Below are 17,100 nucleotides of genomic sequence, written 5' to 3'. Positions count from 1 at the left end.
GTTCTAGTCTTTCCGGTGGAGCAGGCTGCCATCGCCATACGAATAGAAGCGATAGCCCGTCTCGATAGCATGGGTGTAGGCCGCACGCATCGTATCGAGGCCGGCAAAGGCCGATACGAGCATGAACAGGGTCGAGCGCGGCAGGTGGAAATTGGTCATCAGCATGTCGACGGCCTTGAAGCAGTAGCCGGGCGTAATGAAAATGCCCGTTGCACCCTGCCAAGGCTGGATGGTGCCGTCTTCAGCCGCAGCACTCTCGATCAATCTCAGCGACGTCGTGCCGACGCAGACGATGCGCCCGCCCCTCGCCTTGACGGCGTTCAGCTTGGCGGCAGTCGCAGCATCGACATAGCCGATTTCGAAATGCATCTTGTGGTCGTCGGTATCGTCAGCCTTGACCGGCAAAAATGTGCCGGCGCCGACATGCAGCGTCACAAAATGTCGCTCGACATGCATGGCATCGAGTGCGGCAAACAAAGACGGTGTGAAATGCAGGCCGGCGGTGGGTGCTGCGACCGCTCCTTCTTCACGCGCGTAGATCGTCTGATAATCGGCGCGGTCACGATCGTCTTCCGGACGCTTGGCGGCAATATAGGGCGGAAGAGGGATATGGCCGACTGCGGCAATCGCCTCATCCAGCGCCGGGCCGGAAAGATCGAAGCGCAGGGTGATTTCGCCGCCCTCGCCCTTCTCCTCAACAGTCGCGTCGAGCGTTCCTAGCGCACAGACATTCTCGCCGTGGCCGAACTGAATGCGATCGCCGATCTTGATGCGCTTGCCCGGCTTGGCGAAAGCTTTCCAACGATCGGGCGCAGCGCGCATATGCAAGGTGGCGGAAACCTGTTGACCGGGCGCGCCCTCGCGATGGCGAATGCCTTCCAATTGTGCCGGTATCACCTTGGTATCGTTGAAGACCACGGCATCGCCGGGTCGCAGGAAGGACGGCAGATCGCTTATCCGGTGGTCACTCAGCGTGTTCGCGTCGTTGTTCGGATCGACGACGAGCAGCCGCGCACTGTCGCGCGGCTCGGCGGGCCTCAGCGCTATCCGCTCGTCTGGCAGATCGAAATCGAAAAGGTCAACACGCATTTAGTTCATCCAGGCAAAGCGAAACCCGCCCCTCACGCCAAAGGCGCAAGAGGCGGGTTTCAGGAATAATCACGATCAGACGTCGGCAGCAACCCGTGCGGATACGATCGAATCCGGATCCTTCACCGGCTCGCCGCGCTTGATCTTGTCGACATTCTCCATACCGGAGATGACCTGGCCCCAAACGGAGTACTGCTTGTTCAGCCAAGGTGCGTCGGTGAAGCAGATGAAGAACTGCGAGTTGGCCGAGTTCGGGTTCTGCGAACGGGCCATCGAGCAGGTGCCGCGAACGTGCGGGGTTGCCGAGAATTCAGCCTTCAGGTCCGGCTTGGACGAACCGCCGGTGCCGGCGCGGGCGGTGTTGCCGCCTGCCTTGCCATGTTCGACGTCGCCGGTCTGAGCCATGAAGCCATCGATGACGCGATGGAAAACAACGTTGTCATAGGCCTTTTCGCGCGCAAGTTCCTTGATGCGGGCGACATGCTCAGGAGCGACCTGCGGCAGAAGCTGAATGACAACCTGGCCCTTGGTGGTTTCCAGGATGAGGGTGTTTTCTGGATCCTTGATCTCAGCCATGTTCGTTTCCTCTTCTCTCTTCTTGATTGCAAATGACCCTGAAGACCATCGTGCCTTCAGGATCAAGTCCTTGAAATTACTTCTTGCTGACAGTGACCTTGAGCATCTTGTCAGGATTGCTCACTTCGCCGTTCTGGCCCTGGCCGCGCTTGATCTTGTCGACGAGTTCCATGCCCGAGACAACCTTGCCGACGACCGTGTACTGGCCGTTCAGGAAATCGCCATTGGCAAACATGATGAAGAACTGCGAATTGGCAGAGTTCGGATCCTGGGCGCGCGCCATGCCGACGGTGCCGCGGGTAAACGGAGTTTTGGAAAACTCGGCCGGAAGATTCGGCAGATCGGAACCGCCGGTGCCTGCCTTGTTCGCGTCATAGCCCTTAGTGCTGTTGCCGTACTGAACATCGCCGGTCTGAGCCATGAAGCCGTCGATAACGCGATGGAACACGACGTTGTCGTAGGCACCCTTCTTCGCCAGGGCTTCGATCTGCGCGACGTGCTTCGGAGCGACTTCCGGCATCAGCTGAATGACGACCGGGCCGTCCTTGAGCTGAATCGTCAGAAGATCGGCGGCCGCAGCCGAGATTGCGCTACCTGCGAAGGCGGCAAGGCTCAAAGCGCCTGCCATTGCGATATGAAAGAGTTTCATGGGTGCTCCGTTCAGAAATGAATTGGGCTCAGCTTTTTGTGCTGGTCGTATCTTTGAGTTTGCTCGTCAACGCTTCCAGAACCGCCGGCGGGACGAAGGCGCTGACATTGCCGCCCATGGACGCGATCTGCCGCACCAATGTGGCGGTTATAGGCCGGGAAGCCGTGCCGGCGGGCAGAAACAACGTCTGGATGTCGGGCGCCATCTGCCTGTTCATGCCGGCCATCTGCATCTCATAGTCGAGATCCGTGCCGTCGCGCAGGCCGCGCACCAGCAAAGTGGCACCATGCGCCCGGGCAGCGTCGACGACCAGATTGTCGAAGGCAACGACGGAAATATCGCCAACCTTCTGCGGCAAGGCATCCGAAAGCGATCTGCGGATAAGCTCCGCCCGCTCTTCGAAGGAAAAAAGCGGCTTCTTGCCCGGATGAATGCCAATGGCGACGATGACCTTCGAGGCGACATTCAGCGCCTGCACGAGGACATCCAAATGTCCGTTGGTCATCGGGTCGAAGGATCCGGGATAAAAGGCTGTCGTCATACCAAGCCGGCTCGTTGTTTCGACGCCTTTTGTCACGGATGGGGCCGCATCGCAAGTCATTTGCAACCCGCAGCGCATCGCTGAACCCTAAATGAATGCAACGTTCAAGCCTGTTTCAGATCGACAATGCTTTATTGGCGCCAACATCGAGACGGACCTGCTTCAACGGTTCGTCGCTCCAGGTTCAAGGAATGTCACGTCATGTTGGTGTTCATTATTTCAGGCGCGATCGTCTGTTCATTTTTCGTCGAATACCTCGTTCAGCTTTTCGCCGAAAAATATGAGATCGAATGGGTCTCGCCTACAGAATCGGCGAAAAACGTCGATTCTGCTCAAAAAATCATCAACGCCATGCGCAAGGCGCATCGCGAATCTGAACGCCAGATGAACAAGGCATTCAAGGTCGCTTCAGGAGCGCATTGCTAGATACCCCTCAACATCGGCGGAACCATTTGCAAACCGCTGCGTTTAAAGTTCGAAATCAGATTGCACAGAGCGGCAAGAAGGAAGATGAGCATGTCCCACAAGATCACCATGATTAATGCCGTTTGGATGACCATGATTACGGGAATGCTCGCGGCCACCATCGCGCTCTACGATCACAAGCCAGACCAGTCGAAGGTCTATGGTCCCTTTGCTTCGGCTCGCAACTTCGTCGCCACGAGCCAATACTAAGGGATCTGAACGCTAATCCCACCAAAGGAGGGAGCGATCATGTTCACGATTTTGACGGTGCTTACGCTTTTCATCAGTATCATGTTTGTCGTCTCGGTTGCATCCACGATCTCGGCGCTCCATCGCGAGAGCGAAGAGAACAAGCGGCTGAATAAGCATCACAAGACGTTCTGATTTTTCAGACGTCGATCAGACTCCTCCCCAAGTGCTTGGCTAAACTGAAGCCGGACGCCACAAGCGTCCGGTTTTTCGTTTGGCGAATACCTGACTCCTCCCATGCGCGCCTTCAAAATATTGGGGTTGCCGCAAGAGCCTGATTTTGCGAGGTAAAGCGAAGCAGGCGCCGTGACAGCGGCGTAGGTGCCCACACTCGCCGAGGAGCAACATGCGCGTCGTTCTCACAGGCAGCTCTGGCCGGCTCGGCCGCTCCATCTTCAATGCTCTGGCAGCAAGCCACGCAGTTATCGGGATCGATCGCTCGCCCTTCTCAACGACGCATCTGCTCGGAGATCTCACCGACAGATCGATCTTGCGCGAGGCCCTGAAGGGCGCGGATGCGATCGTTCATTGCGCCGCACTGCATGCGCCCCATGTCGGCGTGATCTCCGACGAGGAATTTCAGCGAGTAAATGTCAAGGGAACGCGGCTTCTGGCTGAGGCCGCGGTTGTTGCCGGCATCAGGAGGTTCGTGTTCACCAGCACCACCGCGCTCTATGGCCATGCAGTGATACGAGGCGGATGCACATGGATCGACGAACAGACAGAACCGCAGCCGAAGAGCATCTACCATCGCACGAAGCTGGAAGCCGAGCGCCTCTTGGAGACCTTTGCCAGCGCCGAGTTGCAGATACGCGTTTTACGCATGTCTCGCAGCTTCCCCGAACCGGCTAATATGACGGCAACCTATCGCCTGCACCGTGGCATCGACTTTCGCGATGTTGCTGAAGCCCATAAGGCGGCGCTGACGAACAACGGCAATCACTTTCAGCGGCACATCGTTTCGGCCCGCACACCATTCAAACCGGAGGATTGCAAAATCCTTGCGACGGACGCGGCCTACGCCATCAGATTGCGTGCCCCTGCACTTGCCGCCGAATTCGGCCGACGAAACTGGCCACTGCCTACAGTGATCGACCGCATCTATGCCTCTGCTTCCGCAGGCGACGTGCTTGGGTGGCAATCGCGCTTTGGCTATGACGAGGTGCTGGCACAACTGGACAGAGGAAGTCTCGAAGTTCTGCCGGCCTTTTCGGCGAGCAGCAACCGACCGGAATAGAACAATTCGAGGAAAACTGCGCAACGGTTCTCCGTCCGGAATTGCGTGACAATAAAGGGATAGAGCGTTTTCGCGTTTCAAAGAAAAGCGGAAAGGTTTTAGAGCCGACGGCAATCCTTGAGCTCCGCCGATCGAGAGATTGGCGAGTGCTCGAAAAGAAATCGCAGAAGACCGCCTTTTAAAGCGAGCTTCTGCGATTGTAGCAGCTTCATTTCAAGCAAATGGCGGGTCTTCCTCCCGCCATCGCCTCATCTCATATGACCTTGCGATCCTATTCCTCGCTGGAGCCTTCAGCCTCGCCGGCTTCACCGCCGACGGCCTCTTCCTCGCCGCCGGTATCGTCTTCGCCTTCCGGCTCGCTGATACGCTCGACAGATACGACCTTCTCGTCCTTCGCGGTCGAGAAGATGGTGACGCCCTTGGTGGCGCGGCTGGCGATGCGGATATCGCCCACGGGAACGCGGATCAGCTGACCACCATCGGAAACGAGCATGATCTGATCGGCATCTTCGACCGGGAAGGCAGCGACGAGTTCGCCAATCTCGCCCGTCTTCGACGTATCGGTGGCGCGAATACCCTTGCCGCCACGGCCGGAGATGCGGAAATCGTAAGAGGACGAACGCTTGCCGAAGCCCTTTTCCGATACTGTCAGAATGAATTGCTCCAGCGCCTTCAATTCCTCATAACGCTCGTCGTTAAGCTGTCCCTCTTCGGTGACTTCCTCGCCGACCAGCGCAATTTCTTCATCTTCGCCGGTCGCGGAACGCCGTTCCGTGACGGAGCGCTTGAGGTAGGCAGCGCGCTCCCAGGGCTCTGCATCGACGTGACGAACGATCGTCATCGAAATGATGCGGTCGCCGGAGGCGAGGCTGATGCCGCGCACGCCGATGGAATTGCGCCCGGCAAAGACGCGGACGTCGGACACCGAGAAGCGGATGCACTGGCCGAGCGCCGTGGTCATCAGCACGTCGTCATGCTCGGTGCAGGTCTCGACGGAGAGGATCTCGTCACCCTCCTCCTCGAGCTTCATGGCAATCTTGCCGTTACGGTTCACCTGCACGAAATCCGACAGCTTGTTGCGGCGTACCGTGCCGCGCGTCGTCGTGAACATGACATCGAGATTGTCCCAGCTATCCTCATCCTCGGGCAACGGCATGATCGTCGTGATACGCTCGCCTGGTTCTAGCGGCAGCATGTTGATCAGTGCCTTGCCGCGCGAGGTCGGGGTGCCGATCGGCAGACGCCAGACCTTCTCCTTGTAGACGATACCATGCGACGAGAAGAACAAGACCGGCGTATGGGTGTTGAGAACAAATAGCCGGGTAACGAAATCTTCGTCGCGCGTCGTCATGCCTGAGCGACCCTTGCCGCCACGGCGCTGTGCGCGATAGGTCGTCAGCGGCACGCGCTTGATGTAGCCAAGGTGCGAAACGGTAACGACCATGTCCTCGCGAGCGATCAGGTCTTCATCGTCCATCTCGAGGCCGCCATCGACGATCTCGGTGCGGCGCGGCGTTCCGAACTCATCACGAACAGCAGAAAGCTCTTCTTTTACAATGGCTTGAATGCGCAGGCGCGAAGACAGAATATCGAGGTAGTCCTTGATCTCTGCGCCGATCTGATTGAGCTCTTCGTCGATTTCGTCGCGACCGAGAGCGGTCAGGCGGGCCAGACGCAGTTCGAGGATGGCGCGCGCCTGCTCTTCCGAGAGGTTGTAGGTGCCGTCTTCGTTGATGCGGTGACGCGGGTCATCGATTAGCCGGATAAGCGATTCGACATCAGCGGCATTCCAGCGGCGCGTCATCAGCTCTTCGCGAGCCGATTGCGGATCCGGCGCCTGGCGAATGACGCGGATGACCTCGTCGATATTGGCGACAGCGATCGCCAGACCGACCAAGACGTGGGCGCGATCGCGTGCCTTACGCAGTAGGTATTTAGTGCGACGGCTGATGACTTCCTCACGGAAGGCAACGAAAGCGCGCAGCATATCGAGCAGGTTCATCAGCTCCGGCTTGCCGCCGTTCAGCGCGACCATGTTGCAGCCGAAGGAGGTCTGCAGCGGCGTGTAGCGGTAGAGCTGGTTCAGGATAACATCGGCATTGGCATCGCGCTTCAACTCGACAACGACGCGGTAGCCCTGACGGTCGGATTCGTCGCGCAGATCGGAGATGCCCTCGATGCGCTTCTCGCGCACCAGTTCGGCCATCTTCTCGATCATCGATGCCTTGTTCACCTGGAACGGAATTTCGGTGATGATGATCTGCTCGCGATCACCGCGCATCGGCTCGATGGTCGCAACGCCGCGCATGACGACGGAGCCGCGCCCGGTCTCATAGGCGGAACGGATGCCGGCGCGACCGAGGATTTTGGCGCCCGTCGGAAAATCCGGACCGGGAATGATCTGCATCATCTCAGGCAGCTCGATTGCCGGATTGTCGATCAGCGCGATGCAGCCGTCCACCACTTCCATCAGGTTGTGCGGCGGAATATTCGTCGCCATGCCGACGGCGATGCCGCCCGAGCCGTTGACGAGCAGGTTGGGGAACCGGGCCGGCAGAACCTTCGGCTCTTCCGAGGTCGCGTCGTAGTTTTCCTGGAAATCGACAGTTTCCTTGTCGATGTCCTCGATAAGCTCGTGAGCAACCTTCGTCAGGCGCGATTCCGTGTAACGCATCGCCGCCGGCGGGTCGCCGTCGATCGAGCCGAAATTGCCCTGTCCGTCGATGAGCGGCACGCGCATCGACCAGTCCTGCGCCATGCGGACCAAGGCGTCATAGATCGAAGCATCGCCGTGCGGATGGTATTTACCCATAACGTCGGCGACCGGACGAGCCGACTTCACATATTTGCGGTTCCAGTGATAGCCGCTCTCATGCGAGGCGTAGAGGATGCGTCGATGAACGGGCTTGAGACCATCGCGGACATCGGGAAGCGCGCGGCTGACGATCACGCTCATGGCGTAATCGAGGTACGACCGCTGCATTTCCTCCATGATGGAAATCGGCTCGATGCCTGGCGGGAGCTTCCCGCCGCCGGGTGGTGTTTGCTCAGTCAAAACAGATCACGATCTCTTTTAGAATCACTGCGAAATTTATAGCCGAAAGGCCCGGCGAGCGCCAATTTGGGGCGAGGTTTTTGAACAGGCTTTTGCCTCTTTAAGCCATGAAATCGAACATTTCCGTGGCGCAACCCGCCGATAGCGATGCATTACGCTTTGCGAAAGCATATTCCTCGCATAACAATGGCCGACAACAACCAAAGAACAGTCCTCGGGGAACATATGGCAAGTTCGGATACGCTGATCAATGCTTTTACGACTCTGCTTGTAACCGTCGATCCGCCAGGGCTAGCGCCGCTATTCATCGGCCTGACGGCTGGCATGAATCGCTCCGAGCGCAAGCAGGTCGCGCTGCGCGGCTCGCTGATCGCCTTTTTCATTCTGGCGGCCTTCGCCCTGTTCGGCGCGAGCATCCTCGGCGTCCTCGGAATATCGATCGGTGCCTTTCGCATTGCCGGCGGTCTGCTGCTGTTCTGGATCGCCTTCGAGATGGTGTTCGAGCGACGGCAGGACCGGAAGGAAAAGACGACGGAAGTCGCGATCACAAAGGATCATATCCGCAATATCGCGGTCTTTCCGCTTGCCCTGCCCTTGATCGCCGGTCCCGGTGCGATCTCGGCAACGATCCTGCTGGCGGGTTCGCTACAGACCACACTCGACCGGGCACAATTGATCGCCGTCATCGCCGTCAATCTCGCCCTCGTTTTTGCAGCGCTTGCCATTTCCGACAGGCTCGACCGCATGCTCGGCGCCACGGGCCGCGCTATCCTGACCCGCCTGCTTGGCGTAATCCTCGCCGCGCTTGCCGCACAATTCGTCGTTGACGGCGCCAAGGCCGCGCTGGCTCTTTCATGAAAAAAGCCTGCCGTTGAGGCAGGCTTTCAAAGGCAAACTGCACGCTGCGACATCTCAGAACGGGATGTCGTCGTCCAGATCGCACGAGAAATTGCCGCCGCCGGATTGGCCGCCACCACCGCGGTTGCCACCGCCGCCACGGGAAGAGCCCTGCGAGGATGATTGGCCGTAATCGTCACCACCGTAGTCGCCGCCACCATAGCCGCCGCCAAAATCACCGCCGCCGCGGCCACCGCGGCCACCGCCGTCCGAGCCGCCCCCTTCTCCACGGCCATCCAGCATGGTGAGGGTCGAATTGAAGCCCTGCAGCACGATTTCGGTCGAATACTTGTCCTGGCCGTTCTGATCCTGCCATTTGCGGGTTTGGAGCGCGCCTTCGATATAGACCTTGGCGCCCTTCTTCAAATATTGCTCTGCGACCTTGCAGAGGCCTTCATTGAAGATGACGACGCGGTGCCATTCCGTCTTTTCCTTGCGCTCGCCGGAATTGCGGTCGCGCCAGGTTTCGGACGTGGCGATGTTCAGATTGGCGATCGGGCGGCCGTCCTGCGTGCGGCGGATTTCTGGGTCCGCCCCGAGATTTCCAATCAGAATTACCTTGTTCACACTACCGGCCATGACATCACCCTGTTTGCCGCCCATCGACGGCCCCTAAATTTTATCGGCACACCTTAGACCATTGCCGTCATCAGGTGTTATTCCAGCACTGCCAGAGACATCTTCATCCACAAAGAAATGTCTAAAGGCAATTTTGTTCTTTCTTTGTTCTAATTTGTCTTTATGATCGTGTCAACGGAATCGAAAACCCGGCTCCAACCTTTCATTTCAGCCTCGACTTGCAGGCTGACATCACTAAATAAAGGCAGACTCCAAGGGACCTGCATACGAAGATGAGCGAACTGAAGACTATTTCCATACGTGGTGCGCGCGAGCACAATCTCAAGGGCATCGATCTCGACCTGCCGCGCAACAAGCTGATTGTCATGACCGGCCTTTCCGGTTCCGGCAAGTCTTCGCTTGCCTTCGATACCATTTATGCCGAAGGGCAGCGTCGATATGTCGAAAGCCTTTCGGCCTATGCGCGCCAGTTCCTGGAAATGATGCAGAAGCCGGATGTCGACCAGATCGACGGCCTCTCGCCCGCCATTTCGATCGAGCAGAAGACGACATCGCGCAATCCGCGCTCGACGGTCGGCACGGTCACAGAAATCTACGACTATATGCGCCTGCTGTTCGCACGCGTCGGTGTTCCCTACTCGCCGGTTACCGGCCTGCCGATCGAAAGCCAGACGGTCAGCCAAATGGTTGACCGCGTTCTCGCCTATGAGGAAGGAACCAGACTTTATATTCTGGCGCCGCTCGTGCGCGGTCGTAAGGGCGAATACAAGAAGGAACTGGCGGAGCTCATGAAAAAGGGCTTCCAGCGCGTCAAGGTCGACGGGCAGTTCTACGAGATCGCCGATGTGCCGGCGCTCGACAAGAAATACAAGCATGACATCGATGTCGTGGTCGACCGTATCGTCGTGCGGCCGGATATGGCCGCCCGCCTGGCCGATAGCTTCGAAACGTCGCTCCGTCTTGCCGACGGCCTTGCTGTTGCCGAATTCGCCGACAAGCCTTTGCCGCCCGAGGAAACCGCTGCCGGTGGCTCGGCAAACAAGTCGTTGAACGAGACGCACGAGCGCGTCTTGTTCTCGGAGAAGTTCGCCTGCCCGGTTTCCGGCTTCACCATCCCGGAAATCGAGCCTCGCCTGTTCTCGTTCAATAATCCCTTCGGCGCTTGCCCTTCCTGCGACGGCCTCGGCTCGCTGCAGAAGATCGATAGGGACCTGATCGTGCCGGAACCGGAGCGGACGCTGCGTGACGGCGCAATTGCTCCCTGGGCCAAATCCAGCTCCCCCTACTACAACCAAACGCTCGAAGCCCTCGGCAAGCATTACGGCTTCAAGCTCGGCAGCCGCTGGAACGAGCTGTCGGAAAAGGCTCAGGACGTCATCCTGAACGGTACGGAAGAGAAGATCGAGTTCCACTATGCCGATGGTGCGCGCTCCTACACGACGCACAAGAATTTTGAAGGCATCGTGCCGAACCTCGAACGCCGCTGGAAGGAAACGGATTCCGCCTGGGCACGCGAGGAAATCGAGCGCTTCATGTCGGCAGCACCGTGCCCGGCCTGCAACGGCTACCGCCTGAAACCAGAGGCCTTGGCGGTCAAGATCGACAAGCTGCACATCAGCCAGGTGGCGGAAATGTCCATCCGCATCGCCCGCGACTGGTTCGAGGCGCTGCCAGGCACCTTCACCGACAAGCAGAACGAAATCGCGGTGCGCATTCTCAAGGAGATCCGCGATCGCCTGCGCTTCCTCAACGATGTCGGCCTCGAATATCTGAGCCTATCGCGCAATTCCGGCACGCTTTCGGGCGGCGAGAGCCAACGCATCCGGCTGGCGTCGCAGATCGGTTCGGGCCTGACGGGGGTTCTCTACGTTCTCGACGAGCCGTCGATCGGCCTGCATCAGCGCGACAATGCCCGCCTGCTGGAGACACTGAAGCATCTGCGAGACATCGGCAACACGGTCATCGTCGTCGAACACGACGAGGATGCGATCCTGACGGCAGACGACGTTGTCGATATCGGCCCGGCGGCGGGCGTGCATGGCGGCCAGGTGGTGGCGCATGGCACGCCGAATGACATCATGGCCAACCCGAAGTCACTGACCGGTAAATACCTCTCCGGCGAGCTTGGCGTGCCCGTTCCCGAAGAACGGCGCAAGCCGAAGAAGGGGAAGGAAATCAAAGTCGTCGGGGCAAGAGGCAACAACCTCAAGAATGTCACAGCCTCTATTCCGCTTGGCGTCTTCACTGCAGTGACCGGCGTGTCCGGTGGCGGCAAGTCGACCTTCCTGATCGAGACGCTTTACAAGTCGGCCGCGCGCCGCGTCATGGGCGCGCGCGAAATCCCTGCCGATCACGACCGCATCGACGGCTTCGAGCATATCGACAAAGTGATCGATATCGATCAGTCGCCGATCGGCCGCACGCCGCGCTCGAACCCGGCGACCTATACCGGCGCCTTCACGCCGATCCGCGACTGGTTTGCAGGGCTGCCGGAAGCCAAGGCGCGCGGCTATCAGCCAGGCCGCTTCTCCTTCAACGTCAAGGGTGGTCGCTGCGAAGCGTGCCAGGGCGACGGCGTCATCAAGATCGAGATGCACTTCCTGCCAGACGTCTACGTCACCTGCGACGTCTGCCACGGCAAGCGCTACAATCGCGAAACGCTCGACGTCACCTTCAAGACCAAGTCGATCGCCGACGTACTCGACATGACCGTCGAGGAAGGCGTCGATTTCTTTGCGGCAGTTCCCGCCGTGCGCGACAAGCTGCAGAGCCTGAAGGATGTCGGCCTCGGCTATATCAAGGTGGGACAGCAGGCAAACACGCTTTCGGGTGGCGAGGCTCAGCGCGTCAAGCTAGCCAAGGAACTGTCGAAGCGATCAACGGGCCGCACACTCTACATTCTCGACGAACCCACAACCGGTCTGCATTTCCACGATGTCGCCAAGCTTCTGGAAATGCTGCACGAACTGGTCAATCAGGGCAATTCGGTCGTGGTCATCGAGCATAATCTCGAAGTCATCAAGACGGCCGACTGGATCCTCGATTTCGGTCCCGAAGGCGGCGATGGCGGCGGCGAGATCGTTGCCGTCGGAACCCCGGAGACCATCGTCAAGGAGAAGCGCTCCTATACGGGCCAGTTCCTGAAAGAATTGCTGGAGCGCCGGCCGATGAAGAAGGTTGCAGCAGCGGAGTGATTTTCACCCGATAAACGTCCATGGAGGAGAGAATGACCAAAGCGGGCGAAATCCGCACAGGCATTGGCGGCTGGACTTTTGAGCCTTGGCGCGGGACCTTCTATCCCGATACGCTGAAGCAGAAGGACGAGCTTAATTACGCCAGCCGTCAACTGAAGGTAATCGAGGTCAATGGCACCTATTACAGCACACAGAAGCCGGAAGTCTTCGCAAAATGGGCTGCCGACGTGCCTGAAGGTTTCATCTTCTCCCTGAAGGCGACGCGCTTCGTCACAAATCGCCGTGTCCTTTCTGAGGCCGGTGAATCGATGCAGAAGTTTCTGGAATCCGGCATCAGTGAGCTTGGAGATCATCTCGGTCCGCTGCTCTGGCAGTTCGCGCCGACGAAGAAATTCGACCCGGATGATTTCGAGGCTTTCCTGAAGCTGTTGCCGGCCAAACAGGATGGCCTCGCGCTGAAGCATGTCGTCGAGGTCCGCCACGATTCCTTCAAGGTGCCGGAGTTCATCGCGCTACTTGAGAAATACAATGTCGCGCCGGTCTGCGCCGAGCATTTCGAGTATCCGATGATCGCGGATGTCACCGCCGATTTCGTCTATGCCCGCCTTCAGAAGGGCTCGGACGACATCAAGACATGCTATCCGGAGAAGGACCTGAAGGCCTGGGCCGATCGCCTGAGAACATGGGCCGGCGGTAAGGTGCCGGACGATCTGCCGTTGATCGATGCCTCGCGTAAGGTCAAGGCAGAGCCTCGCGATGTCTTTGCCTTCATGATCCATGAGGGCAAAGTAAACGCACCTCCAGGTGCGATTGCATTGCAGCAAGAGGTCGCAAAGTAAGGACTAAAGCGGCTTGACGCTGGCGACGAGATCTTCGGCCGTCAGCCCCTTGCCGGCATGCTGGCCGGCGAGCCCATGCAGCCAGACACCAGCGGCGGCTGCTTCAAATGCCGGCGCTCCTTGCGCCATGAGCCCGCCGACAATGCCGGCCAGAACGTCGCCGGAGCCGGCTGTGGCAAGCCAAGGCGGTGCGTTGGCATTGATCAGCGCCCGTCCGTCCGGAGCTGCAATGACGCTATCGGCACCCTTATAGATGATGGCGGCATGAGCTCTGGCAGCAGCGGCCCTTGCCTTGTCGACTTTGCTCAAGGCCGCATCTGCAACGATATCGGGAAAGAGCCGCGCGAATTCGCCTTCGTGCGGCGTCAGCACCAATCGCGTCGGCCCCTTGGCAAAGGCATCGAAAAGCCGCTGCGGTTCATCGCGAAACGAGGTGATGCCATCGGCATCGAGCACCAGATGACGGTCGGCAAGCGCAAGGCAGAATTGGCGAACCTTCTCACCGGCACCAAAGCCAGGCCCGAGAATGAAGGTCGAAAGGCGTTGATCGGCGAGCCAAGCCCGCAGCGACGCCTCATCGTCAACGGCATGCAGCATGATCGCTGTGAGCGAGCCGGCATTGACGGCCATAGCCTCCGGCGGCGAGGCGATGGTGACAAGCCCTGCTCCGGCCTTCAGCCCGGCCATAGCGGACATGCGCGCCGCACCCGTTGCGTTCGGCCCGCCGGAAAAGACGACCAGGTGACCGCGCTTGTATTTGTGCGTGTCGGCGCCCGCCGACGGTATCTTTGCCTGCCATTGCACCGGCGTGTTTTCACCGATCAGGCCATCCGCATGGGCGCGGACGATGCGGGCTGGAATGCCAATGTCAAAGACTTCCAGTTCGCCGCAAAGGTCGCGGCCGGGCAACAGGAGATGGCCCGGCTTGCGCGCCATGAAAGTCACGGTACGCTTTGCACGAAAGGCGGCTCCCAGGATCTGGCCGCTTGCCCCATCAAGACCGGAGGGCAAATCGACGGCGATGACCGGAATATCCGCCTCGCCGACACGCACGATCACTGCTTCGACTTCGGCCGGAACCGGACGAGACAGACCCGCGCCGAAGATGGCATCGATGACGACGTCGCCCGCACGCGGCACGTATTGGGCAATCGCCTCCCCTTTGACCGGGCAATCGGCAAAGGCGCGCGCCGCGTCGCCCTTCAGCCGCCTCGACTCACCCAGATGGAAGAGTTTTACGCTGGCTCCCGATTGCTGCAATGCACGTGCCGTGACATAGCCGTCGCCACCATTGTTGCCCGGCCCACAGAGAACAACAAACCGTAATGCTCCGGGGAAATGTCGAAGCGCGCTTGCGGCGACAGCCTGCCCGGCCCTTTCCATGAGCCCATAGGAGTCGATGGAGGAAGCGGCGGCGTCCCTATCGACTGCAGTCATGTCGTCTGGAGAAAGGAGCAGATCGGCGAGCGGTACAATCATGGGAAACATTATAGATGCGAAATCTGCCTGAAAAACAACCGCTAATCCGGCAGTGTATTTGATCAATAAATATGCATTTGCATAGCGATTGAACAAAGTCGCCCAAAGCCTTGTGCAAGCACGAATATGACGCAGACTGCACTTTTTTGCGAAATTTTACTTATCCAGCCCATTTCGACGCGAAATCGCTTCCATTTTTCCGAAAAATCCTCATCAATTCATCGTCTCGGTGCGAATTCGCCGGGATTTTTTACGGAGGTCGCTCCCCAATTGGCACGATACGTGCATACGTTGGTCGAGCGGGGAGTAGTCCTGCTGTAACAGGAGAAGCGGAGAGACATTTTCTCATGAAAAAGATCGAAGCGATCATCAAGCCCTTCAAGCTCGACGAAGTGAAGGAAGCCCTTCAGGAAGTCGGCCTGCAGGGTATCACCGTCACGGAAGCGAAGGGCTTCGGTCGTCAAAAGGGCCACACGGAGCTTTACCGTGGTGCCGAATATGTCGTCGACTTCCTGCCGAAGGTGAAGGTCGAAGTCGTGCTGGCAGATGAAAATGCGGAGGCGGTGATCGACGCTATTCGCAAGGCCGCGCAAACAGGCCGTATCGGCGACGGAAAGATTTTCGTCTCCAATGTGGAGGAAGTCATCCGAATCCGTACCGGTGAAACGGGCATCGACGCCATCTAACCCGCCCGGCCCTCGCGGCCGAGGTTCGTAATCGTCATCTAAGTCAAGGGAAGCAGTTTAATGACGACCGCAAGCGATATTCTGAAGCAAATCAAGGACAACGACGTCAAGTTCGTTGACCTGCGTTTCACCGACCCGAAGGGCAAGCTTCAGCACCTCACCATGGACGTGATCTGCGTCGACGAAGACATGTTCGCAGACGGCGTCATGTTCGATGGCTCCTCGATTGGCGGCTGGAAGGCCATCAACGAGTCCGACATGGTGCTGATGCCCGATCCGGACACTGTCCACATGGATCCGTTCTTCGCGCAGTCCACCATGGTCATCCTCTGCGACATTCTCGATCCCGTCTCCGGCGAAGCCTATAACCGCGATCCGCGCGGCACTGCCAAGAAGGCCGAAGCCTATCTGAAGGCCTCCGGCATCGGCGACACCGCCTTCTTCGGCCCGGAAGCCGAATTCTTCGTCTTCGACGACGTCAAGTACAAGGCCGATCCGTACAACACTGGCTTCAAGCTCGATTCGAGCGAACTGCCGTCCAACGACGACACCGACTACGAGACCGGCAACCTCGGCCATCGTCCGCGCGTCAAGGGTGGCTACTTCCCGGTTCCGCCGATCGACAGCTGCCAGGACATGCGTTCGGAAATGCTGACGGTTCTGACCGAAATGGGCGTCACCGTAGAAAAGCATCACCACGAAGTTGCGGCCGCCCAGCACGAACTCGGCATCAAGTTCGACACGCTGGTTCGCAGCGCCGACGGCATGCAGATCTACAAGTACGTCGTGCATCAGGTCGCCAATGCCTACGGCAAGACGGCAACCTTCATGCCGAAGCCGATCTTCGGCGACAACGGCTCGGGCATGCACGTGCACCAGTCGATCTGGAAGGCCGGCAAGCCGACCTTCGCCGGCGACGAATATGCAGGCCTGTCCGAAAGCTGCCTCTACTACATCGGCGGCATCATCAAGCATGCCAAGGCAATCAACGCTTTCACCAACCCGTCGACGAACTCCTACAAGCGTCTCGTCCCGGGCTACGAAGCTCCGGTTCTGCTCGCCTACTCCGCTCGCAACCGTTCCGCTTCCTGCCGTATTCCGTTCGGCTCGAACCCGAAGGCCAAGCGCGTCGAAGTCCGCTTCCCTGACCCGACCGCCAACCCCTATCTCGGCTTCGCCGCCATGCTGATGGCCGGCCTCGACGGCATCAAGAACAAGATCCATCCTGGCAAGGCCATGGACAAGGACCTGTACGACCTGCCGCCGAAGGAACTGAAGAAGATCCCGACCGTTTGCGGCTCGCTGCGCGAAGCTCTCGAAAGCCTCGACAAGGACCGCAAGTTCCTGACCGCCGGCGGCGTCTTCGACGACGACCAGATCGATTCCTTCATCGAACTGAAGATGCAGGAAGTCATGCGTTATGAAATGACCCCGCATCCGGTCGAATATGACATGTACTACTCGGTCTGATACGAGACACGAAAGCCCCGGCTCGCCCGGGGCTTTCTTTATAGTGGAGATGCAGTCGGCGGGAATGCTGCAATTGGCAGTTTTGCCGATGGATT

Annotated in this window: 16 protein-coding genes; 9 read left to right on the top strand and 7 right to left on the bottom strand. The window is 58.8% G+C overall.

All coding sequences use genetic code 11. The features are described from left to right. Positions 1-3: 3 nt before the first annotated feature. The 4 genes from queA to coaD all read right to left on the bottom strand — a co-directional run bounded on the left by queA (position 4) and on the right by coaD (position 2,855). Positions 4-1,089: a tRNA preQ1(34) S-adenosylmethionine ribosyltransferase-isomerase QueA gene (queA, locus tag QD461_RS31845; RefSeq protein ID WP_414091108.1), complete on the bottom strand. Its 1,086-nt coding sequence runs from the start codon at positions 1,087-1,089 to the stop codon at positions 4-6. Positions 1,090-1,164: 75 nt separating this feature from the next. After that, positions 1,165-1,665: a peptidylprolyl isomerase gene (locus QD461_RS31840; RefSeq protein WP_184708338.1), complete on the bottom strand. Its 501-nt coding sequence runs from the start codon at positions 1,663-1,665 to the stop codon at positions 1,165-1,167. 76 nt (positions 1,666-1,741) lie between these two features. Further along, positions 1,742-2,314, bottom strand: coding sequence for a peptidylprolyl isomerase (locus tag QD461_RS31835; RefSeq protein WP_184708340.1), 573 nt, complete (start codon positions 2,312-2,314; stop codon positions 1,742-1,744). 28 nt (positions 2,315-2,342) lie between these two features. Further along, a complete protein-coding gene (gene coaD / locus QD461_RS31830; protein WP_184708342.1) occupies positions 2,343-2,855 on the bottom strand; it encodes a pantetheine-phosphate adenylyltransferase in 513 nt (170 codons plus the stop codon). A gap of 201 nt (positions 2,856-3,056) precedes the next feature. Here coaD and QD461_RS31825 point away from each other — a divergent pair, with 201 nt between their 5' ends. From QD461_RS31825 to QD461_RS31810, 4 genes are all read left to right on the top strand, one after another. Continuing rightward, positions 3,057-3,281 carry a hypothetical protein gene (locus tag QD461_RS31825; protein ID WP_414091107.1) on the top strand — a complete coding sequence of 75 codons (225 nt, stop codon included), beginning with the start codon at positions 3,057-3,059 and terminating at the stop codon, positions 3,279-3,281. 90 nt (positions 3,282-3,371) lie between these two features. Continuing rightward, entirely contained in the window at positions 3,372-3,530 is a 159-nt protein-coding gene (locus tag QD461_RS31820; protein WP_184708347.1) for a hypothetical protein, read from the top strand. 39 nt (positions 3,531-3,569) lie between these two features. Then, positions 3,570-3,704 (top strand): hypothetical protein, encoded by a 135-nt coding sequence (locus QD461_RS31815; protein ID WP_414091106.1) that lies wholly within the window; start codon positions 3,570-3,572, stop codon positions 3,702-3,704. 211 nt (positions 3,705-3,915) lie between these two features. Then, on the top strand, positions 3,916-4,806 hold the full coding sequence (locus QD461_RS31810) for an NAD-dependent epimerase/dehydratase family protein (RefSeq protein WP_414091105.1): 891 nt from the start codon (positions 3,916-3,918) through the stop codon (positions 4,804-4,806). Between the two features lie 271 nt (positions 4,807-5,077). On the opposite strand, the gene gyrA is transcribed toward QD461_RS31810, so the two are convergent. Then, positions 5,078-7,861 (bottom strand): DNA gyrase subunit A, encoded by a 2,784-nt coding sequence (gene gyrA, locus QD461_RS31805; RefSeq protein WP_414091104.1) that lies wholly within the window; start codon positions 7,859-7,861, stop codon positions 5,078-5,080. A 225-nt stretch (positions 7,862-8,086) separates the two neighbouring features. Between gyrA and QD461_RS31800 the strand changes: the two genes are divergently transcribed. Next, positions 8,087-8,719: a MarC family protein gene (locus QD461_RS31800; protein WP_184708352.1), complete on the top strand. Its 633-nt coding sequence runs from the start codon at positions 8,087-8,089 to the stop codon at positions 8,717-8,719. Between the two features lie 54 nt (positions 8,720-8,773). On the opposite strand, the gene QD461_RS31795 is transcribed toward QD461_RS31800, so the two are convergent. Further along, positions 8,774-9,337 (bottom strand): single-stranded DNA-binding protein, encoded by a 564-nt coding sequence (locus QD461_RS31795; protein ID WP_414091119.1) that lies wholly within the window; start codon positions 9,335-9,337, stop codon positions 8,774-8,776. Positions 9,338-9,609: 272 nt separating this feature from the next. Here QD461_RS31795 and uvrA point away from each other — a divergent pair, with 272 nt between their 5' ends. Next, on the top strand, positions 9,610-12,531 hold the full coding sequence (gene uvrA / locus QD461_RS31790; RefSeq protein ID WP_414091103.1) for an excinuclease ABC subunit UvrA: 2,922 nt from the start codon (positions 9,610-9,612) through the stop codon (positions 12,529-12,531). A gap of 32 nt (positions 12,532-12,563) precedes the next feature. Continuing rightward, on the top strand, positions 12,564-13,370 hold the full coding sequence (locus QD461_RS31785) for a DUF72 domain-containing protein (RefSeq protein WP_414091102.1): 807 nt from the start codon (positions 12,564-12,566) through the stop codon (positions 13,368-13,370). A gap of 3 nt (positions 13,371-13,373) precedes the next feature. On the opposite strand, the gene QD461_RS31780 is transcribed toward QD461_RS31785, so the two are convergent. Next, positions 13,374-14,849: an NAD(P)H-hydrate dehydratase gene (locus QD461_RS31780; RefSeq protein ID WP_414091101.1), complete on the bottom strand. Its 1,476-nt coding sequence runs from the start codon at positions 14,847-14,849 to the stop codon at positions 13,374-13,376. Between the two features lie 347 nt (positions 14,850-15,196). On the opposite strand from QD461_RS31780, the gene QD461_RS31775 reads away from it, so the two are divergent. Both QD461_RS31775 and glnA read left to right on the top strand, forming a co-directional pair. Beyond that, the gene (locus QD461_RS31775; RefSeq protein ID WP_003539626.1) at positions 15,197-15,535 is read left to right on the top strand and encodes a P-II family nitrogen regulator; all 339 of its coding nucleotides are present in this window, start codon (positions 15,197-15,199) and stop codon (positions 15,533-15,535) included. Positions 15,536-15,595: 60 nt separating this feature from the next. Next, positions 15,596-17,005 carry a type I glutamate--ammonia ligase gene (gene glnA, locus QD461_RS31770; RefSeq protein ID WP_184708359.1) on the top strand — a complete coding sequence of 470 codons (1,410 nt, stop codon included), beginning with the start codon at positions 15,596-15,598 and terminating at the stop codon, positions 17,003-17,005. Positions 17,006-17,100 lie beyond the last annotated feature (95 nt).

This window comes from Rhizobium sp. BR 314 (genome assembly GCF_047445805.1).
GTDB lineage: Bacteria > Pseudomonadota > Alphaproteobacteria > Rhizobiales > Rhizobiaceae > Rhizobium > Rhizobium lusitanum_B.
This window is presented reverse-complemented; position numbering and strand designations above follow the sequence as displayed.

Excerpts from the sequence above, each read along its gene's own strand:
- QD461_RS31810 (WP_414091105.1), top strand. The coding sequence starts at position 3,916 with ATGCGCGTCGTTCTCACAGGCAGCTCTGGCCGGCTCGGCCGCTCCATC.
- QD461_RS31785 (WP_414091102.1), top strand. The coding sequence starts at position 12,564 with ATGACCAAAGCGGGCGAAATCCGCACAGGCATTGGCGGCTGGACTTTT.
- QD461_RS31825 (WP_414091107.1), top strand. The coding sequence starts at position 3,057 with ATGTTGGTGTTCATTATTTCAGGCGCGATCGTCTGTTCATTTTTCGTC.
- QD461_RS31820 (WP_184708347.1), top strand. The coding sequence starts at position 3,372 with ATGTCCCACAAGATCACCATGATTAATGCCGTTTGGATGACCATGATT.
- queA (WP_414091108.1), bottom strand. The coding sequence starts at position 1,089 with ATGCGTGTTGACCTTTTCGATTTCGATCTGCCAGACGAGCGGATAGCG.
- QD461_RS31835 (WP_184708340.1), bottom strand. The coding sequence starts at position 2,314 with ATGAAACTCTTTCATATCGCAATGGCAGGCGCTTTGAGCCTTGCCGCC.
- QD461_RS31840 (WP_184708338.1), bottom strand. The coding sequence starts at position 1,665 with ATGGCTGAGATCAAGGATCCAGAAAACACCCTCATCCTGGAAACCACC.
- glnA (WP_184708359.1), top strand. The coding sequence starts at position 15,596 with ATGACGACCGCAAGCGATATTCTGAAGCAAATCAAGGACAACGACGTC.
- QD461_RS31800 (WP_184708352.1), top strand. The coding sequence starts at position 8,087 with ATGGCAAGTTCGGATACGCTGATCAATGCTTTTACGACTCTGCTTGTA.
- QD461_RS31780 (WP_414091101.1), bottom strand. The coding sequence starts at position 14,849 with ATGATTGTACCGCTCGCCGATCTGCTCCTTTCTCCAGACGACATGACT.
- QD461_RS31815 (WP_414091106.1), top strand. The coding sequence starts at position 3,570 with ATGTTCACGATTTTGACGGTGCTTACGCTTTTCATCAGTATCATGTTT.
- QD461_RS31775 (WP_003539626.1), top strand. The coding sequence starts at position 15,197 with ATGAAAAAGATCGAAGCGATCATCAAGCCCTTCAAGCTCGACGAAGTG.
- QD461_RS31795 (WP_414091119.1), bottom strand. The coding sequence starts at position 9,337 with ATGGCCGGTAGTGTGAACAAGGTAATTCTGATTGGAAATCTCGGGGCG.
- uvrA (WP_414091103.1), top strand. The coding sequence starts at position 9,610 with ATGAGCGAACTGAAGACTATTTCCATACGTGGTGCGCGCGAGCACAAT.
- coaD (WP_184708342.1), bottom strand. The coding sequence starts at position 2,855 with ATGACGACAGCCTTTTATCCCGGATCCTTCGACCCGATGACCAACGGA.